Genomic DNA, 16,491 nt, shown 5'->3' on the forward strand with positions numbered 1-16,491 from the left:
ATGCCGACGCACACCACGGGCCCCGTTACGGGTGGCGAGGCGGACGACACCGAGATCGCCGTGATCGGAGCCTCGTGCCGGGTACCCTCGGCCTCCCGGCCCGCGGAGTTCTGGCGTCTCCTCACCGAAGGCACCGACGCGGTCTCCCCGTGGCCCGCCGAGCGCGGCCCCGGCCGCTCCTGGCGCGGTGGCTTCCTCGACAGGGTCGACGAGTTCGACGCCGCGTTCTTCGGCGTGGCACCCGACGAGGCCGCCGCGATGGACCCCCAGCAGCGGCTCGCCCTGGAACTGGCCTGGGAGGCGATGGAGGACGCCGGACTCCGCGACGACCAGCTGCGCTCCAGCCGCACCGGCGTCTTCGTCGGCGTCATGGAGGACGACTACGCGGCCCTGTCCGCCGCCGCCGACGACGGACCGCACACCTTCACCGGCCTGCACCGTGCCATCATCGCCAACCGCCTGTCGTGGACCCTCGGCCTGACCGGGCCCAGCTTCGCCGTCGACGCCGCCCAGGCATCCTCCCTCGTCGCCGTGCACCTGGCCTGCGAGAGCCTGCGGCGCGGCGAATCCACCCTCGCCCTCGCCGGCGGCGTCAACCTGATCCTCTCGCCGCGCGGTATGGAGACCGCCGCCGGCCTCGGCGCGCTCTCCGTCAGCGGCCGCTGCGCCGTCTTCGACGAGAGCGCCGACGGCTTCGTACGCGGCGAGGGCGGCGCGTTCGTCCTGCTCAAACCGCTCGCCCGCGCCGTGGCCGACGGCGACCCCATCTACTGCGTCATCCGCGGCAGCGCGGTCAACAACGACGGCGGCGGCGAGCGGCTCACCGACCCCGACGTCCACGGGCAGCAGGACGTGCTGCGCCGCGCCTACGCCGACGCCCGCACCGCGCCAGAGACCGTCCAGTACGTCGAACTGCACGGCACCGGCACGCCCGTCGGCGACCCCGTCGAGGCGGCCGCCCTGTCGGCCGTCCTCGCCCAGGGCGGCCCCGGCCGGCTTCCCCTGGCGGTCGGGTCGGCGAAGACCAACATCGGCCACCTGGAGGCCGCCGCCGGCATCGTGGGCCTGCTCAAGGCCGCGCTCGCCCTGCGCCACCGCCGGCTCCCGCCGAACCTGCACTTCCGCACCCCCAACCCGGACATCCCGCTGGAACAGCTGAACCTGCGGGTGCAGACCGAACTCGCCGCCTGGCCGCGCCCCGACGAAACGCTCGTCGCCGGCGTCAGCTCGTTCGGCATCGGCGGCACCAACTGCCACGTCGTCCTCGGCGAAGGCCCGTACACCGGCCGCCCGCCCGCCCCCGAGCGGACCCCCGCCCCCCTGGGCCGGGACCTCCCCTGGATCCTCTCCGCGCGCAGCGCACGCGCGCTGGGCGCCCAGACGCGGCAACTGCGCGCCCACCTGGAGGAGCACCCCGACCTCGACGCCGCCGACGTCGGCCTCTCCCTGGCAGCCAACCGGTCCGTCTTCGAGCACCGCACCGTCCTGCTCGGCGCGGACCGGGCCGAACTCACCGCCGCCCTCGACGGCGGACCCGCCGCCGACGCGGTCAGTGGCACCGCCAAGCCCGGCGGCACCGCCTTCCTCTTCCCCGGCCAGGGGGCGCAGCACATCGGCATGTGCCGTGAGCTGTACCGGACCCACCCCGTCTTCGCCGAGGCTCTGGACGAGGTGTGCGCCCAGTTCGAACCGCGCCTGCGGGACGTGCTGTTCGCCGACCCGGACAGCGACGACGCGGCGGTGCTCCACCAGACGCGGTACACCCAGCCGGCGACCTTCGCCGTCGAGGTCGCCCTGTACCGCCTCCTCACCTCCTGGGGCGTCACCCCCGACGTCGTCATCGGCCACTCCTTCGGGGAAATCGCCGCCGCCCACGTCTCCGGTGTGCTCTCCCTCGCCGACGCGGCCACCCTCGTCGCCGCGCGCGGCGAGCTGATGCAGGCGCTACCCGACGGCGGCGCGATGTACGTGGTCGAGGCGACCGAGGAGGAGGCCGCCGAGGCACTCACCGGCATCGACGACGTCTCGATCGCCGTGATCAACGGGCCGACGCAACTCGTGCTCTCCGGCACCGGCGAGACCGTGGCCCGTATCGCCGAGGACTTTCGCGCGCGGGGCCGCAGGACCACCAGGCTGCGCGTCTCGATCGCCGCCCACTCCCCGCTGATGGAACCCATACTGGCGGACTTCGCCGACGTCGCCCGCGGCCTGTCGTACGCGCCGCCCACCCTGCCCGTCATCTCCAACGTCACCGGCCGGGTCGCCACCGCGGACCAGCTGTGCTCGCCGGACTACTGGGTCGACCACGTCCGTGCCACCGTCCGCTTCCACGACGGCGTGGCCGCCCTCCGCGCCCAGGGCGCCACCCGGTTCCTCGAACTCGGCCCCGACGCCGTGCTCACCCCCGTCATCGAACCCGCCGAGTCCGAACTGGCCGTATCGCTGCTCCACCGGGACCAGCCGGAGCCCAGGACGCTGCTGCGCGGGCTCGCCGAGGCGTTCGTCGCCGGCGTCGGCGTCGACTGGACGGTTGCGTTCGCGGACACCGGCGCCCACCTCGTCGACCTCCCCACCTACGCCTTCCAGCGCGAGCGCTACTGGGTGGGAGAGGAGCCCACCGGGGCCGCTGCCCCGGTCGTGGCGGACGACCACGTCAGCTCCGCCACCCTCGCCCTCCGCGAGCGCCTGCTCGAACAGCCGGAGGGCTTCCTCGCGCAGTGGCTGGCCGCGCACCTGGCCGCACTCGACGGCCCCGAGCACGCCGAGGGCCGTACGACCTTCCGCGACCTTGGCTTCGACTCCGCCCGCTCCGTCCAGCTGCGCAACCGGCTCGCCTCCGCCACCGGCCTGCGGCTCCCCAGCAGCCTGCTCTTCGACTACCCCACTCCGGACGCCCTCGTCGACTATCTGCGCGACCGGATCCTCGGCGTGCTCCCCGCCGAGGAGACCGTCACCCGCCGGACGGCCGTCGACGGCGACCCCATCGCCATCGTCGGTATGGCCTGCCGGCTGCCGGGCGGCATCGCCTCGCCGCAGCAGCTCTGGCAGGCCGTGGCCGACGGCGTGGACGCCACCGCCGAGTTCCCGACCGACCGGGGCTGGAACCTCGCCGCGCTCTACGACCCCGACCAGGACCGTGTCGGCACGAGCTACGTCCGCCGGGGCGGCTTCCTGGACACCGCGGGCGAGTTCGACGCCGAGTTCTTCGGCATCAGCCCGCGCGAAGCCATCGCCATGGACCCGCAGCAGCGGCTGCTGCTGGAGACCTCCTGGGAGGCGGTCGAGCGGGCCGGCATCCGCCCCGACACCCTGCGCGGCGGCCGCGTCGGCGTGTTCGTCGGCGCCACCTCGATGGAGTACGGGCCCCGGCTGCACGAACCGGTCGAGGGCACCGACGGCCTCCGGCTGACCGGCAGCACCTCAAGCGTCGCCTCCGGGCGGGTGGCGTACACCTTCGGGTTCGAGGGGCCGGCGGTGACGGTGGACACGGCGTGTTCGTCGTCGCTGGTCGCACTCCATCTGGCGGCGCAGGCGGTGCGCAACGGTGAGTGTGATCTGGCGCTGGCGGGCGGTGTCACGGTGATGTCCACGCCGGGCATGTTCGTGGAGTTCTCGCGTCAGCGGGGTCTGGCGGCGGATGGCCGGTGCAAGTCGTTCTCGGACGATGCGGATGGTACGGGGTGGTCCGAGGGTGTGGGTCTGCTGGTGGTGGAGCGGTTGTCGGACGCGCGGCGCAACGGCCACCAGGTGTTGGCGGTGGTGCGGGGTTCGGCGGTGAATCAGGATGGTGCGTCGAATGGGTTGACGGCGCCGAATGGCCCGTCGCAGCAGCGGGTGATCCGGCAGGCGCTGGCCAGTGGGCGGCTGGGTCCCGGTGATGTGGATGTGGTGGAGGCGCACGGTACGGGTACGACGCTGGGTGACCCGATCGAGGCCGAGGCGCTGCTCGCCACCTACGGTCAGGGCCGTCCGGAGGACCGGCCGTTGTGGCTGGGTTCGGTGAAGTCGAACATCGGGCACGCGCAGGCGGCGGCGGGCGTGACCGGTGTGATCAAGATGGTGATGGCGATGCGGCAGGGTGTGTTGCCGCGCACGCTGCATGTGGGGGAGCCGTCGCGGCATGTGGACTGGTCGGCGGGTGCGGTGAGTCTGCTGACGGAGGAGCGGGCGTGGCCGGAGGTGGACCGGCCGCGCCGGGCGGCGGTGTCGTCGTTCGGGATCAGCGGCACCAACGCGCATGTGATTGTGGAGCAGGCCCCGGCGGAGGCCCGGCCCGCGCTGGAGCCTGCTGGGGATGGTTTGGTGCCGTGGGTGGTGTCGGCGAAGTCGGTGTCGGCGTTGGGGGAGCAGGCGGGGCGGCTGGCGGACGTGGCGTCGGGGCTGCGGCCGGTGGATGTGGGTTTCTCGCTGGCCACGGGCAGGGCGTCGTTCGAGCATCGTGTGGTGGTGCTGGGCCGGGACCGGGAGAGGTTGGTGGATGGCCTGGTGGCGGTGGCCGGGGAGCGGTCGGCTGCTGGTGTGGTCCGGGGGACGGGTGTGTCCGGTGGTCCGGTGTTTGTGTTCTCGGGTGAGGGTGCGCAGTGGGTGGGGATGGCCCGGGGTTTGCTGGAGGGTTCGCCAGTGTTCGCGGGTCGGATGGCGGAGTGTGCGGCGGCTTTGGAGCCGTATGTGGACTGGTCGTTGTTGGCGGTGGTGCGGGGTGAGGAGGGTGCCCCGTGTCTGGAGCGGGTGGATGTGGGTCAGCCGGTGTTGTTTGCGGTGATGGTGTCGTTGGCGGCGGTGTGGGAGTCCTATGGGGTGCGTCCGTCGGCTGTGGTGGGGCATTCGCGGGGTGAGATCGCGGCGGCGTGTGTGGCTGGTGCGTTGTCGCTGGCGGATGCTGCCAGGCTGGTGGTGGCGCGGGGCCGGTTGCTGGTGGGTGCGCGGGGTGCGGGCGCGATGGTGTCGGTGGCGCTGTCGGCGGAGCGGGTCGGGGAGCGGTTGTCGGGCGGGTTGGAGATCGCGGCGGTGAACGGGCCCGCGTCCGTGGTGGTCGCGGGAGACCCGGCGGAGGTGGCCGCGTTCGCCGAGGCGTGTGAGCGGGACGGTATTCGTGTCCGGCAGGTCAGTGACGCGTTCGCTTTCCACACCAGCCAGATGGAGGCCATCGGTGAGGAGTTGGCGGCGGCGGTTGCTGGGTTGTCTCCGCGTGCGTCCGAGGTGCCGTTGTATTCGACGGTGACCGGCGAGCTGTTGGACACGGCCACGATGGACGCCGGGTACTGGCGGCGGAATCTTCGGGAGCCGGTGTGTTTCGAGGCCGCGGTTCGGGCGTTGCTGGGGGCGGGGCACGGGCTGTTCATCGAGGTCAGTCCGCATCCGGTGCTGACCGGTGCGGTGGAGCAGACCGCCGAGGCCGTGGACGCGCCCGTGGTCGCCCTGGGCACGCTGCGGCGGGATGAGGATGACCGGGCGCGGTTGCTGACGAGCCTGGCCCAGGCGCACGTGCATGGCGCGGATGTCGACTGGGCCGTGTGGTTCGAGGGCCTCGGTGCGCGGCGGGTCGAGTTGCCCACGTACGCCTTCCAGCGCCGGCGGTACTGGCTGGAGACGGGGCATAGTTCGGCCGATGCGGCCGGGCTGGGGCTGGAGTCGGCGGGCCATCCGCTGCTCGGCGCGGTGGTGGTGCCGGCGTCGCAGGACGGTGTGGTGCTGACCGGGCGGTTGTCGTCGTACACGCATCCGTGGCTGGCGGATCATGTGATCGGTGGGTCGGTTCTGCTGCCGGGTACGGCCTTCGTGGAGCTGGCGTTGCGCGCCGGTGATGAGGTCGGCTGCGGGTTGCTGGAGGAGCTGACCCTGGAACAGCCGCTGGTGCTGTCCGGGGACCGCTCGGTGGCGGTGCAGGTGACCGTGGAGGCGCCGGACGAGACTGGGCGCCGTACCGTCGTCGTCCACTCCCGCCCCCAGGGCGCGGGTGAGACCGACGAGCCCATGACCCAGCACGCGACCGGCGTTCTGGTGGCGGGCGCGGCCGACGTCCCCGAGCAGGGCCTCGGGGTATGGCCACCCGAGGGCGCGGAGCCGGTCGATATCGCCGACGCGTACGAACGCCTCGCGAGCCGCGGCTATGGCTACGGCCCGGTGTTCCGGGGCCTGCGCGCGGTGTGGCGGACGGGCGGCGGCGAGTTCTTCGCCGAGCTGGCGCTCCCGGAGGGCACGCAGCCTCCGTCGACCGCGTTCGGTATGCACCCGGCGCTGCTGGATGCCGCTCTGCACGCCGTGCTGCTCGACACCGGGAGCGATGAGCTGCTGGTGCCGTTCGCGTGGACCGGGGTACGGCTGCACGCGGTCGGCGCCTCCGCGCTGCGCGTACGGCTGACGCCCGGTGCGGCGGGCAACGTGGCGATGGCGGCGTTCGACGAGGCCGGAGCGCCGGTCTTCGCCGCCGAGGCCGTGACCATGCGGGCAGCCGTGGCGGAGCAGTTCTCGGGCGCGGCCACCGCCGTGCGGCAGTCGCTGTTCGACGTTCAGTGGATATCCCTGCCCCCGTCCGAGCGCAGGCCGGTGGAGTGGGCCGAGCTGGGTCCCGACTACGACCTGGATGCGCTGGTCACCGCCGGTACGGTGCCGGAACTCGTAGTCGCCCCGGTCGAGTCCGGCGGTGAGGTGCACGCGCGCCTCGGCGCGGTGCTGCGGCTGATCCAGCTGTTCGTGGAGGCCCCGGAGCTGGTCGACGCCCGGCTCGTACTCGTCACTCGGCACGCTGTGCCGGTGGTCGCCGGCGACGAGCCCGATCCGGTGACGGCGGCGGTGTGGGGTCTGGTGCGTTCGGCGCAGGCGGAGCACCCTGGCCGGCTGCTGATCGTGGATGTGGACGCGGATGTGGACGCGGGTGGCGTGGCGGATGTTGTGTCCGTGGTGGTGGGGTGTGGTGAGCCGCAGGTGGCGGTGCGTGGGGACCGGTTGCTCGTGCCGCGTCTGGTGCGGTCTGCCGTGTCTGGTCTGGTGCCGCCTGTGGGTGTGCCGTGGCGTTTGGAGGTGGGTGCGCGCGGGACGTTGGAGAGTCTGGCGTTGGTGCCTGCTCCGTATGTGGCGGAGGAGTTGGCGCCGGGGGATGTGCGGGTGGCGATGCGTGCGGGCGGTGTGAACTTCCGGGATGTTCTCAATGCGTTGGGCATGTATCCGGGGGATGCGGGTGCGCTGGGTAATGAGGGTGCGGGTGTGGTGCTGGCTGTCGGCTCGGACGTGGTCGGGGTGGGTGTCGGGGACCGGGTGATGGGTCTTTTCCCGCGTGGTGGGCTGGGTCCGGTGGCGGTGACTGATCATCGTCTTGTGGTGCGGGTTCCGCGGGGGTGGTCGTTCGCGGAGGCGGCGGCGGTGCCGACGGTGTTCTTGACCGCGGTGTATGGGCTGGTGGATCTGGCCGGTCTGCGGGCGGGTGAGTCGGTGCTGGTTCATGCGGGTGCTGGTGGTGTGGGTATGGCGGCGGTGCAGCTGGCGCGGTATCTGGGGGCGGAGGTGTATGCCACGGCGAGTCCTGGTAAGTGGGGTGTGCTGCGGGGGTTGGGTCTGGATGATGCGCATATTGCGTCGTCGCGGACGCTGGAGTTCGCTGAGAAGTTTCCTGCTGGTATCGATGTGGTGCTCAATTCCCTGGCGGGGGAGTTCGTGGACGCGTCGGTGGGGTTGTTGGCCGAGGGTGGCCGGTTCGTGGAGATGGGCAAGACCGATATCCGCGACGCGGCGACCATGCCGGTGTCGTACCAGGCCTTCGACCTGTTCGATGTCAGCCCCGGGCGGCTGCGGGAAATGCTGGCCGATCTCGTGGAGTGGTTCGACCGGGGTGAGTTGGGCCGGTTGCCGGTACGGGCGTGGGATGTCCGGGAGGCCGCGGAGGCGTTCCGGTTCATCAGCCAGGCGCGGCACGTCGGCAAGGTGGTGCTGACGATCCCGCGGGAGCTGGATTCGCGGGGTACCGTTTTGGTCACTGGGGCGAGTGGCACCCTGGGTGGGCTGGTGGCCGAGCGGCTGGTCACCGAGCACGGCGCCCGGCATCTGCTGCTGGTCAGCCGGCGCGGCGTGGACGCGGCCGTTGTCGGGAGGCTGACGGAGCTGGGCGCGACGGTGCGGGTGGCGGCCTGCGACGTGGCCGACCGCGACGCGCTGGCGGAGGTGCTGGCGGAGATCCCGGCCGCGCATCCGCTCACCGGCGTGGTCCATACGGCCGGTGTGCTGGACGACGGTGTCATCGGCTCGCTCACGCAGGAGCGGCTGGACACGGTGCTGCGCCCGAAGGCGGACGCGGTCGTCAACCTGCACGAGCTGACGGCGGACGAAGACCTCGCCGCCTTCGTCCTGTTCTCCTCGATCGCCGGCGTGATGGGTACGGCGGGGCAGGCCAACTACGCGGCGGCCAACGCCTACCTCGACGCGTTCGCCGCGCGCCGCCACGCCCGCGGCCTGGCCGGGGCCTCGCTCGACTGGGGCCTGTGGGGGCAGACCAGCGGGATGGCCGGAGGACTGGACGCCGCCGACCGCGACCGGTGGGCGCGCCTCGGTGTGCTGCCGATCGACACCGAGCACGGCATGGCCCTGTTCGACGCGGCGCTGGACAGCGCCCGTCCCACGCTGATCCCGATGCGGCTGAACCCCGCGAAGATCGACGCCGCCGCCGGGGTCCCGCCGCTGCTCCAGCAACTGGCCAGGACCGCGCCGCGGCGTACCGCGCGGACCCGCCCGGCGGGGCGCGGCTCCCTGCTCGACCGGCTCGCCGCCGCCACGGAGGCCGACCGGCACCACATCCTGCTCCAGCTCATCCGCGGCGAGGTGGCCACCGTCCTGGGCCACACCAGCGGCGACGGCATTCCCGCCGAGCGCACCTTCCACGACCTGGGCCTGGACTCGCTGACGGCTGTCGAGTTCCGCAACCGGCTGATGACCGCCACCGGGCTGCGGCTGCCGACCACCGTGGTGTTCGACTACCCGAACCTCGCCGCGATGGCCGACTACCTGCTGGGGGAGTTGCTCGGGACGGTGGCCCCCGCGCGGGAGGCGGCCTCCGTGACGGCCGCCACCGACGAGGACGCGGTGGCGATCGTGGGCATGGCCTGCCGCTTCCCCGGCGGCGTCGAGAGCCCCGACGACCTGTGGCATCTGGTGTCCGGCGGCGAGGACGCGATCGGCGCGTTCCCGACGGACCGCGGCTGGGACCTGGACGGCCTCTTCGACGCGGACCTGAGCCGGTCCGGCACGATGTACGCCCGCGACGGCGGGTTCCTCGCCGACGCGGGTGGGTTCGACGCCGGCTTCTTCGGCATCAGCCCGCGTGAGGCGACCGCGATGGACCCGCAGCAGCGGCTGCTGCTGGAAACCTCCTGGGAAGCCGTCGAGAGCGCGGGCATCGACCCCACTGCCCTGCGCGGCGGCGACATCGGCGTGTTCGTCGGCGCCATCGCCCAGGAGTACGGGCCCCGCCTGCACGAGGGCGGAGAGGGCGCCGACGGGCACCTGCTGACCGGCACGACGACCAGCGTCGCCTCCGGCCGTATCGCCTACGCCCTCGGCCTCGAAGGCCCGGCGGTGACCGTGGACACGGCGTGCTCCTCGTCGCTGGTCGCGCTGCACCTGGCGGGCCGGGCGCTGCGCAACGGCGAGTGCTCGATGGCGCTCGTGGGCGGCGTGACCGTGATGTCCTCTCCGGGCATGTTCGTGGAGTTCTCCCGGCAGCAGGGGCTGTCCTCGGACGGCCGGTGCAAGTCCTTCTCCGACACGGCCGACGGCACGGGCTGGGCCGAGGGCGTCGGCCTGCTGGTGGTCGAGCGGCTGTCGGACGCGCGCCGCCACGGACACCAGGTGCTGGCGGTGGTGCGGGGCTCGGCGGTGAACCAGGACGGTGCGAGCAACGGCCTGACGGCGCCGAACGGCCCCTCGCAGCAGCGTGTGATCCGCAAGGCCCTGGCCGACGCCGGGCTGAGCGCCACCGACGTCGACGCGGTGGAGGCACACGGCACGGGCACGAAGCTGGGCGACCCGATCGAGGCGCAGGCGCTGCTGGCCACGTACGGCCAGGACCGTCCGGAGGACCGGCCGCTGTGGCTGGGGTCGGTCAAGTCGAACATCGGGCACACGCAGGCCGCCGCCGGTGTCGCCGGCGTCATCAAGCTGGTGCTGGCCATGCGGTACGGCGTACTGCCGCGCACCTTGCACGTGGCCGAACCCTCGCGCCACGTGGACTGGTCGGCGGGTGCGGTGAGTCTGCTGACGGAGGACCAGCCGTGGCCGGAGGTGGGCCGGCCGCGCCGGGCGGCGGTGTCGTCGTTCGGCATCAGCGGCACCAACGCCCACGTCATCCTGGAGCAGGCCCCCGCCGAGGACGAGGCGCCGGCCATCCCGGAGGACGTGTCGAACCCGGGCGTGGTGCCGTGGGTGGTGTCGGCGAAGTCCGCGCCCGCCCTGGTCGAGCAGGCACGGCGGCTGGAGGCCGCCGCACCCGGCCTGCGCCCGGAGGACGTGGGCCTGTCGCTGGCCACCGGACGGGCGCCCTTCGAGCACCGCGCGGTCGTCCTCGGCCGGAACCGGGACGAACTGCTGCGCCGCCTGGCCGCGTTCGCCACGGGCCGGCCGGACGACGGCGTACTGACCGGTACGGCCGACGCGCTCGGCGCCGCGAAGACGGCGGTGCTCTTCACCGGCCAGGGCAGCCAGCGCGTCGGCATGGGCCGGGAGCTGTACGCGGCCTATCCGGTGTTCGCCGCCGCGCTCGACGCCGCCATCGCGGCACTCGACCCGCACCTGGACACCCCGCTGCGCGAGGTGCTGTTCGCCGAGGACACGCCGGAGGCCGAACAGCGGCTGGCCCGTACCGGATACGCGCAGGTGGCACTGTTCGCGGTGGAGACCGCGCTGTACCGGCTGGTGGAGTCGTTCGGGGTGCGCCCCGACTACCTCGTGGGCCACTCCGTCGGTGAGCTGACCGCCGCTCACGCGGCCGGTGTGCTGTCTCTGGAGGACGCCGCGAAGGTGGTCGCCGCGCGTGGCCGCCTCATGGAGCGGCTGCCGGACGGCGGCGCCATGGCGACCCTCGCCGGAGAGCCGGAGCAGGTGGCGGCACTGGTCGCCGACCAGGCGGACCGGGTGTCGATCGCGGCGGTCAACAGCCCCCGCTCGGTGGTGATCTCCGGCGATTCCGACGCCGTGGACGAACTGGTCGCGCTCTGGAAGGCGCGGGACGGCCGGCCGCGTGCGAGCCGACTGCGGGTCAGCCACGCCTTCCACTCCGCGCACATGGACCCGATCCTGGAGGAGTTCCGCGCGGTCGTGGGCTCGGTGCGGCTGCGGCCGCCGGCCATTCCCGTCCTCTCGAACGTCACCGGCGAACCGGCCACCGACGAGGAACTCACCAGCCCGGACTACTGGACCCAGCACATCCGGGCGACCGTGCGCTACCTCGACAGCACCCGCCGCCTGCGCGCGGAAGGGGTCACGCACTACCTCGAACTGGGCCCGCACCCGACCCTCACCACCCTCACCGAGGAGACCTTCGCCTCGGACGACGCGGAGACCGAGGGACCGGCGGCAGGCACCGTCGCGCCGGTGGCGGTGGCCGCGCTGCGCGCCGACCACGACGAGCCCCGCACCCTGCTCAGCGCCCTCGCCCAGCTGCACACGCACGGCGGCTCCGTCGACTGGGCGGCGGCCCTGGACGGCACCGGTGCGCGCCGGGTCGGCCTGCCCACCTACGCCTTCCAGCACGAGCGGTACTGGCTGACCGCCGGGGACCGGTCGGCGGACGTCACGTCCGCCGGCCTGGGCGCCGCCGGACACCCGCTGCTGGGCGCGGTGGTGAGCGTGCCCAGCGCCGACGGCGCGGTGGTGCTGGCCGGCCGGCTGTCGCCGCGTACGCACCCCTGGCTGGCCGACCACGCGGTGGGCGGGTCGGTGCTGCTGCCCGGTACGGCGTTCGCCGAACTGGCCCTGCACGCCGGTGGGCTGGTCGGCTGCGGCGTCATCGAGGACATGGCGCTGGAGGCGCCGCTGGTGCTGACGGGCCACGGCGCGGTGCGCGTGCAGGTGGCCGTGGGCGCCGCGGCCGCCGACGGCCGACGGCCGGTGTCGGTGCACTCGGTGGCGGAGACCCCGGAGGCCGACGCCGACGGGCTCGCGGAGGAGACGTGGACCCGGCACGTGTCGGGTCTGCTCGCCCCCGACGCCTCGGTTCCGGAGGCCACCGGTCTGGAGGCATGGCCGCCCGCGGGTGCGGAGGCGGTGTCGCTGGAGGGCTTCTACGAGGAGCTGGCCGGGCGGGGTTATGGCTACGGGCCGGTCTTCCGGGGTCTGGAGTCGGTGTGGCGGGCGGGCGATGACCTGTTCGCCGAGGTGGTCCTGCCGGCCGAGGCCGATGGTTTTGGTGTGCATCCGGCGCTGCTGGACGCGGCGCTGCACGCGTCGCTGCTCGACACCGGGAGTGATGAGCTGCTGGTGCCGTTCGCGTGGACCGGGGTGCGGCTGCACGCGGTCGGCGCCTCGGCGGCACGGGTGCGGCTGTCACCGGTGGCCGACGGCCGTCTCGCCCTGCTCGTGGCGGACGAGACCGGCAGGCCGGTCCTCACCGCCGAGGCGGTGTCGCTGCGCGCGATCGCGGCCGAGGCGCTGTCCGCCGCGATCACTCCCGGCGAGGACTCGCTGTTCGAGGTGCGGTGGGTGTCGGTGCCGGTGGGTTCGGTGGTGGCGGTCGAGTCGGTGGTGCTGGGGGTGGATTGCGCTGACGTTGCGGGGTTGGCCGGGTGTGGTGAGGTTCCGGGTGTGGTGGTGTCGGTGGTGGAGCCTGGTGGTGTGGCGGGTGCTGAGGTGGTTGGTGTGCTGGAGGTGGTGCGGGGGTTCTTGGCTGAGCCGGGGTTGGCTGGTGCGCGGTTGGTGGTGGTGACGCGTGGTGGGATGGCGGAGGTGCCGGATCCGGCGACGGCCGCGGTGTGGGGTCTGGTGCGGTCTGCGCAGGCGGAGTATCCGGGGCGTGTGGTGCTGGTGGATGTGGAGGGCGATTTTGCTGTCGGTTCGTTGAGGGGTGCGGTGTCGGTGGCGTTGGGGTGTGGTGAGCCGCAGGTGGCGGTGCGGGGTGAGGGGGTGTTGGTGCCTCGTTTGTTGCGGGTGGGTGGGGTGTCGGGTGGGGCGGGTGTGGTCGGGCCGGTGTGGGATGCGGTGGGGACGGTGTTGGTGACGGGTGCCAGTGGTGGGTTGGCTGGTGTGGTGGCGCGGCATTTGGTGGTGGAGCAGGGGGTGCGGCGTTTGGTGTTGGTGAGTCGCAGTGGTGTGGGGGTGGAGGGGTTGGTGGCTGAGTTGGTGGCTGCTGGTGCTGAGGATGTGTCGTTCGTGTCGTGTGATGTGGCGGACCGTGAGGGTATGGCGGAGGTGCTGGCGGGGGTGCCGGAGGAGTATCCGCTGCGGGGGGTGGTGCATGCGGCGGGTGTGCTGGATGACGGTGTGCTGGTGGGGTTGTCGGGTGAGCGGTTGGCCGGGGTGTTGCGTCCCAAGGTGGATGGGGCGTTGGTGCTGGATGAGCTGACGCGTGGGCTGGATCTGTCGGCGTTCGTGGTGTTCTCGTCGATCGCTGGTGTGGTGGGTACGGCGGGTCAGGCCGCTTATGCGGCGGCCAATGCGTTCATGGACGCGTTGATGGCGGTGCGGCGCTCGGAAGGGCTCGCGGGGACGTCGTTGGCGTGGGGTCTGTGGGCTGCTGAGGGTGGTATGGGTGGTGGCTTGGGGGAGCGGGATCTGGAGCGTGTGTCGCGGATGGGGATTGTTCCCATGCCGGATGCGGAGGCTTTGGGGCTGTTCGACGCGGCGGTGGAGCTGGGGCGGGCGTGTGTGGTGCCGGCGCGTTTGGACATGGCCGCGCTGCGGGAGCGGGCCGCACAGGACGACCTGCCCGCCGTACTCCGCGGACTGGTCCGTACGCCCGTCCGCAAGCAGGTCGCAACCGCGACCCCGGCCGCAGCCGGCTCCGTCGGCCAGGATGCCGACTCGCGGTGGGGCGCCCGGCTGGCCGGGCTCGCCGGTGAACGGCGCAAGGCGGCACTCAGGGAGCTGGTGAACGCCGAGGCCGCGCACGTACTGGGACACGCGTCGGCCGACACGATCGAGGCATCGCGGCCGTTCCAGGACATGGGCTTCGACTCGCTGATGGCGCTGGAGCTCAAGGAACGCATCCAGGACGAGACCGCGACGCGGATGCCCGCCACTCTTATCTTCGACTATCCGACACCGCAGGCGCTGGCCGACTACCTGCTGCTGGAGGTCCTCGGTGCCGGAACCGAGGCCGGTGACGCCGCGACCGACCCGGCCGCGACCGACGTCGTGGTCGCCGCCGCCCTTGATGAGCCGGTGGCCATCGTGGGCATGGCCTGCCGCTACCCGGGCGGTGTGACCTCGCCCGAAGACCTGTGGCGGCTGGTGGCCGAGGGCGGAGACGCGATCACCGAGTTCCCCTCGGACCGCGGCTGGGACGTGGACGGGCTCTACGACCCGGACCCGGAGAGCGTCGGGAAGTCCTACAGCAGGCACGGCGGTTTCCTGCACGACGCGGCGGAGTTCGACGCGGACTTCTTCGGGATCAGTCCGCGCGAGGCGACCGCCACGGATCCGCAGCAGCGGTTGCTGCTGGAGACCGCGTGGGAGGCGCTGGAGCGCACGGGCCTGGACCCGGAGAAACTGCGGGGCAGCCGCACGGGCGTGTTCGCGGGGCTGATGTACCACGACTATGGTGCGTGGGCACCGGCCGCCGAGGGCTTCGAGGGAATGCTGTCGACCGGCAGCGCGGGCAGCGTGGCCTCCGGACGGGTCTCGTACACCTTCGGGTTCGAGGGCCCGGCGGTGACGGTGGACACGGCGTGCTCGTCGTCCCTGGTGGCACTCCATCTGGCGGCGCAGGCGCTGCGGAACGGCGAGTGTGATCTGGCGCTGGCCGGCGGTGTCACGGTCATGGCGACTCCGCAGACGTTCGTGGAGTTCTCGCGCCAGCGGGGTCTGGCGGCGGACGGCCGGTGCAAGTCGTTCTCGGACGATGCGGACGGCACCGGCTGGTCCGAGGGTGTGGGTCTGCTGGTGGTGGAGCGGTTGTCGGACGCGCGGCGCAACGGCCACCAGGTGCTCGCGGTGGTGCGGGGCAGTGCGGTGAACCAGGATGGTGCGTCGAATGGGTTGACGGCGCCGAATGGTCCGTCGCAGCAGCGGGTGATCCGGCAGGCGCTGGCCGGCGCCCGGCTGACCGCCAAGGACGTGGACCTGGTGGAGGCGCATGGTACGGGTACGACGTTGGGTGACCCGATCGAGGCGCAGGCGCTGCTGGCCACGTACGGTCAGGACCGCCCGGAGGACCGGCCGCTGTGGCTGGGCTCGGTCAAGTCCAATATCGGGCACACCCAGGCCGCGGCCGGTGTCGCCGGCATCATCAAGATGGTGATGGCGATGCGTCACGGCATGATGCCGCGCACGCTGCATGTGGGGGAGCCGTCGCGGCATGTGGATTGGTCGGCGGGTGCGGTGAGTCTGCTGACGGAGGAGCGGGCGTGGCCGGAGGTGGGCCGGCCGCGCCGGGCGGCGGTGTCGTCGTTCGGGATCAGCGGCACCAACGCGCATGTGATTGTGGAGCAGGCCCCGGCGGAGGCCCGGCCCGCGCTGGAGCCTGTGGGTGATGGTCTGGTGCCGTGGGTGGTCTCGGCGAAGACCGAGTCGGGCCTCATGGGACAGGCGCGGCGGCTGGCGGACGTGGCGTGGGGGCTGCGGCCGGTGGATGTGGGTTTCTCGCTGGCCACGGGCAGGGCGTCGTTCGAGCATCGTGTGGTGGTGCTGGGCCGGGACCGGGAGAGGTTGGTGGATGGCCTGGTGGCGGTGGCCGGGGAGCGGTCGGCTGCTGGTGTGGTCCGGGGGACGGGTGTGTCCGGTGGTCCGGTGTTTGTGTTTTCGGGTGAGGGTGCGCAGTGGGTGGGGATGGCCCGGGGTTTGTTGGAGGGTTCGCCGGTGTTCGCGGGTCGGATGGCGGAGTGTGCGGCGGCTTTGGAGCCGTATGTGGATTGGTCGTTGTTGGCGGTGGTGCGGGGTGAGGAGGGTGCTCCGTCGCTGGATGGGGTGGATGTGGGTCAGCCGGTGCTGTTTGCGGTGATGGTGTCGTTGGCGGCGGTGTGGGAGTCCTATGGGGTGCGTCCGTCGGCTGTGGTGGGCCATTCGCGGGGTGAGATCGCGGCGGCGTGTGTGGCTGGTGCGTTGTCGCTGGCGGATGCTGCTGCGTTGGTGGTGGCGCGGGGCCGGTTGCTGGTGGGTGCGCGGGGTGCGGGCGCGATGGTGTCGGTGGCGCTGTCGGCGGAGCGGGTCGGGGAGCGGTTGTCGGGCGGGTTGGAGATCGCGGCGGTGAACGGGCCCGCGTCCGTGGTGGTCGCGGGAGACCCGGCGGAAGTGGCCGCGTTCGCCGAGGCGTGTGAGGGGGACGGTATCCGTGTCCGGCAGGTCAGTGATGCGTTC

General features: G+C 72.7%; 1 protein-coding gene (running past one end of the window). It reads left to right on the top strand.

Annotation, left to right across the window (positions count from 1 at the left end; translation table 11 throughout):
* A protein-coding gene (locus tag N6H00_RS39395) for a type I polyketide synthase (RefSeq protein ID WP_268976710.1) crosses the window boundary here: on the top strand, positions 1–16,491 show its start. 19,644 nt of this gene lie beyond the right edge of the window; the window shows 16,491 of its 36,135 coding nt (coding positions 1–16,491); its start codon is at positions 1–3; the stop codon falls past the right edge of the window.

The organism is Streptomyces sp. S465 (genome assembly GCF_026898115.1).
GTDB lineage: Bacteria > Actinomycetota > Actinomycetes > Streptomycetales > Streptomycetaceae > Streptomyces > Streptomyces luomodiensis.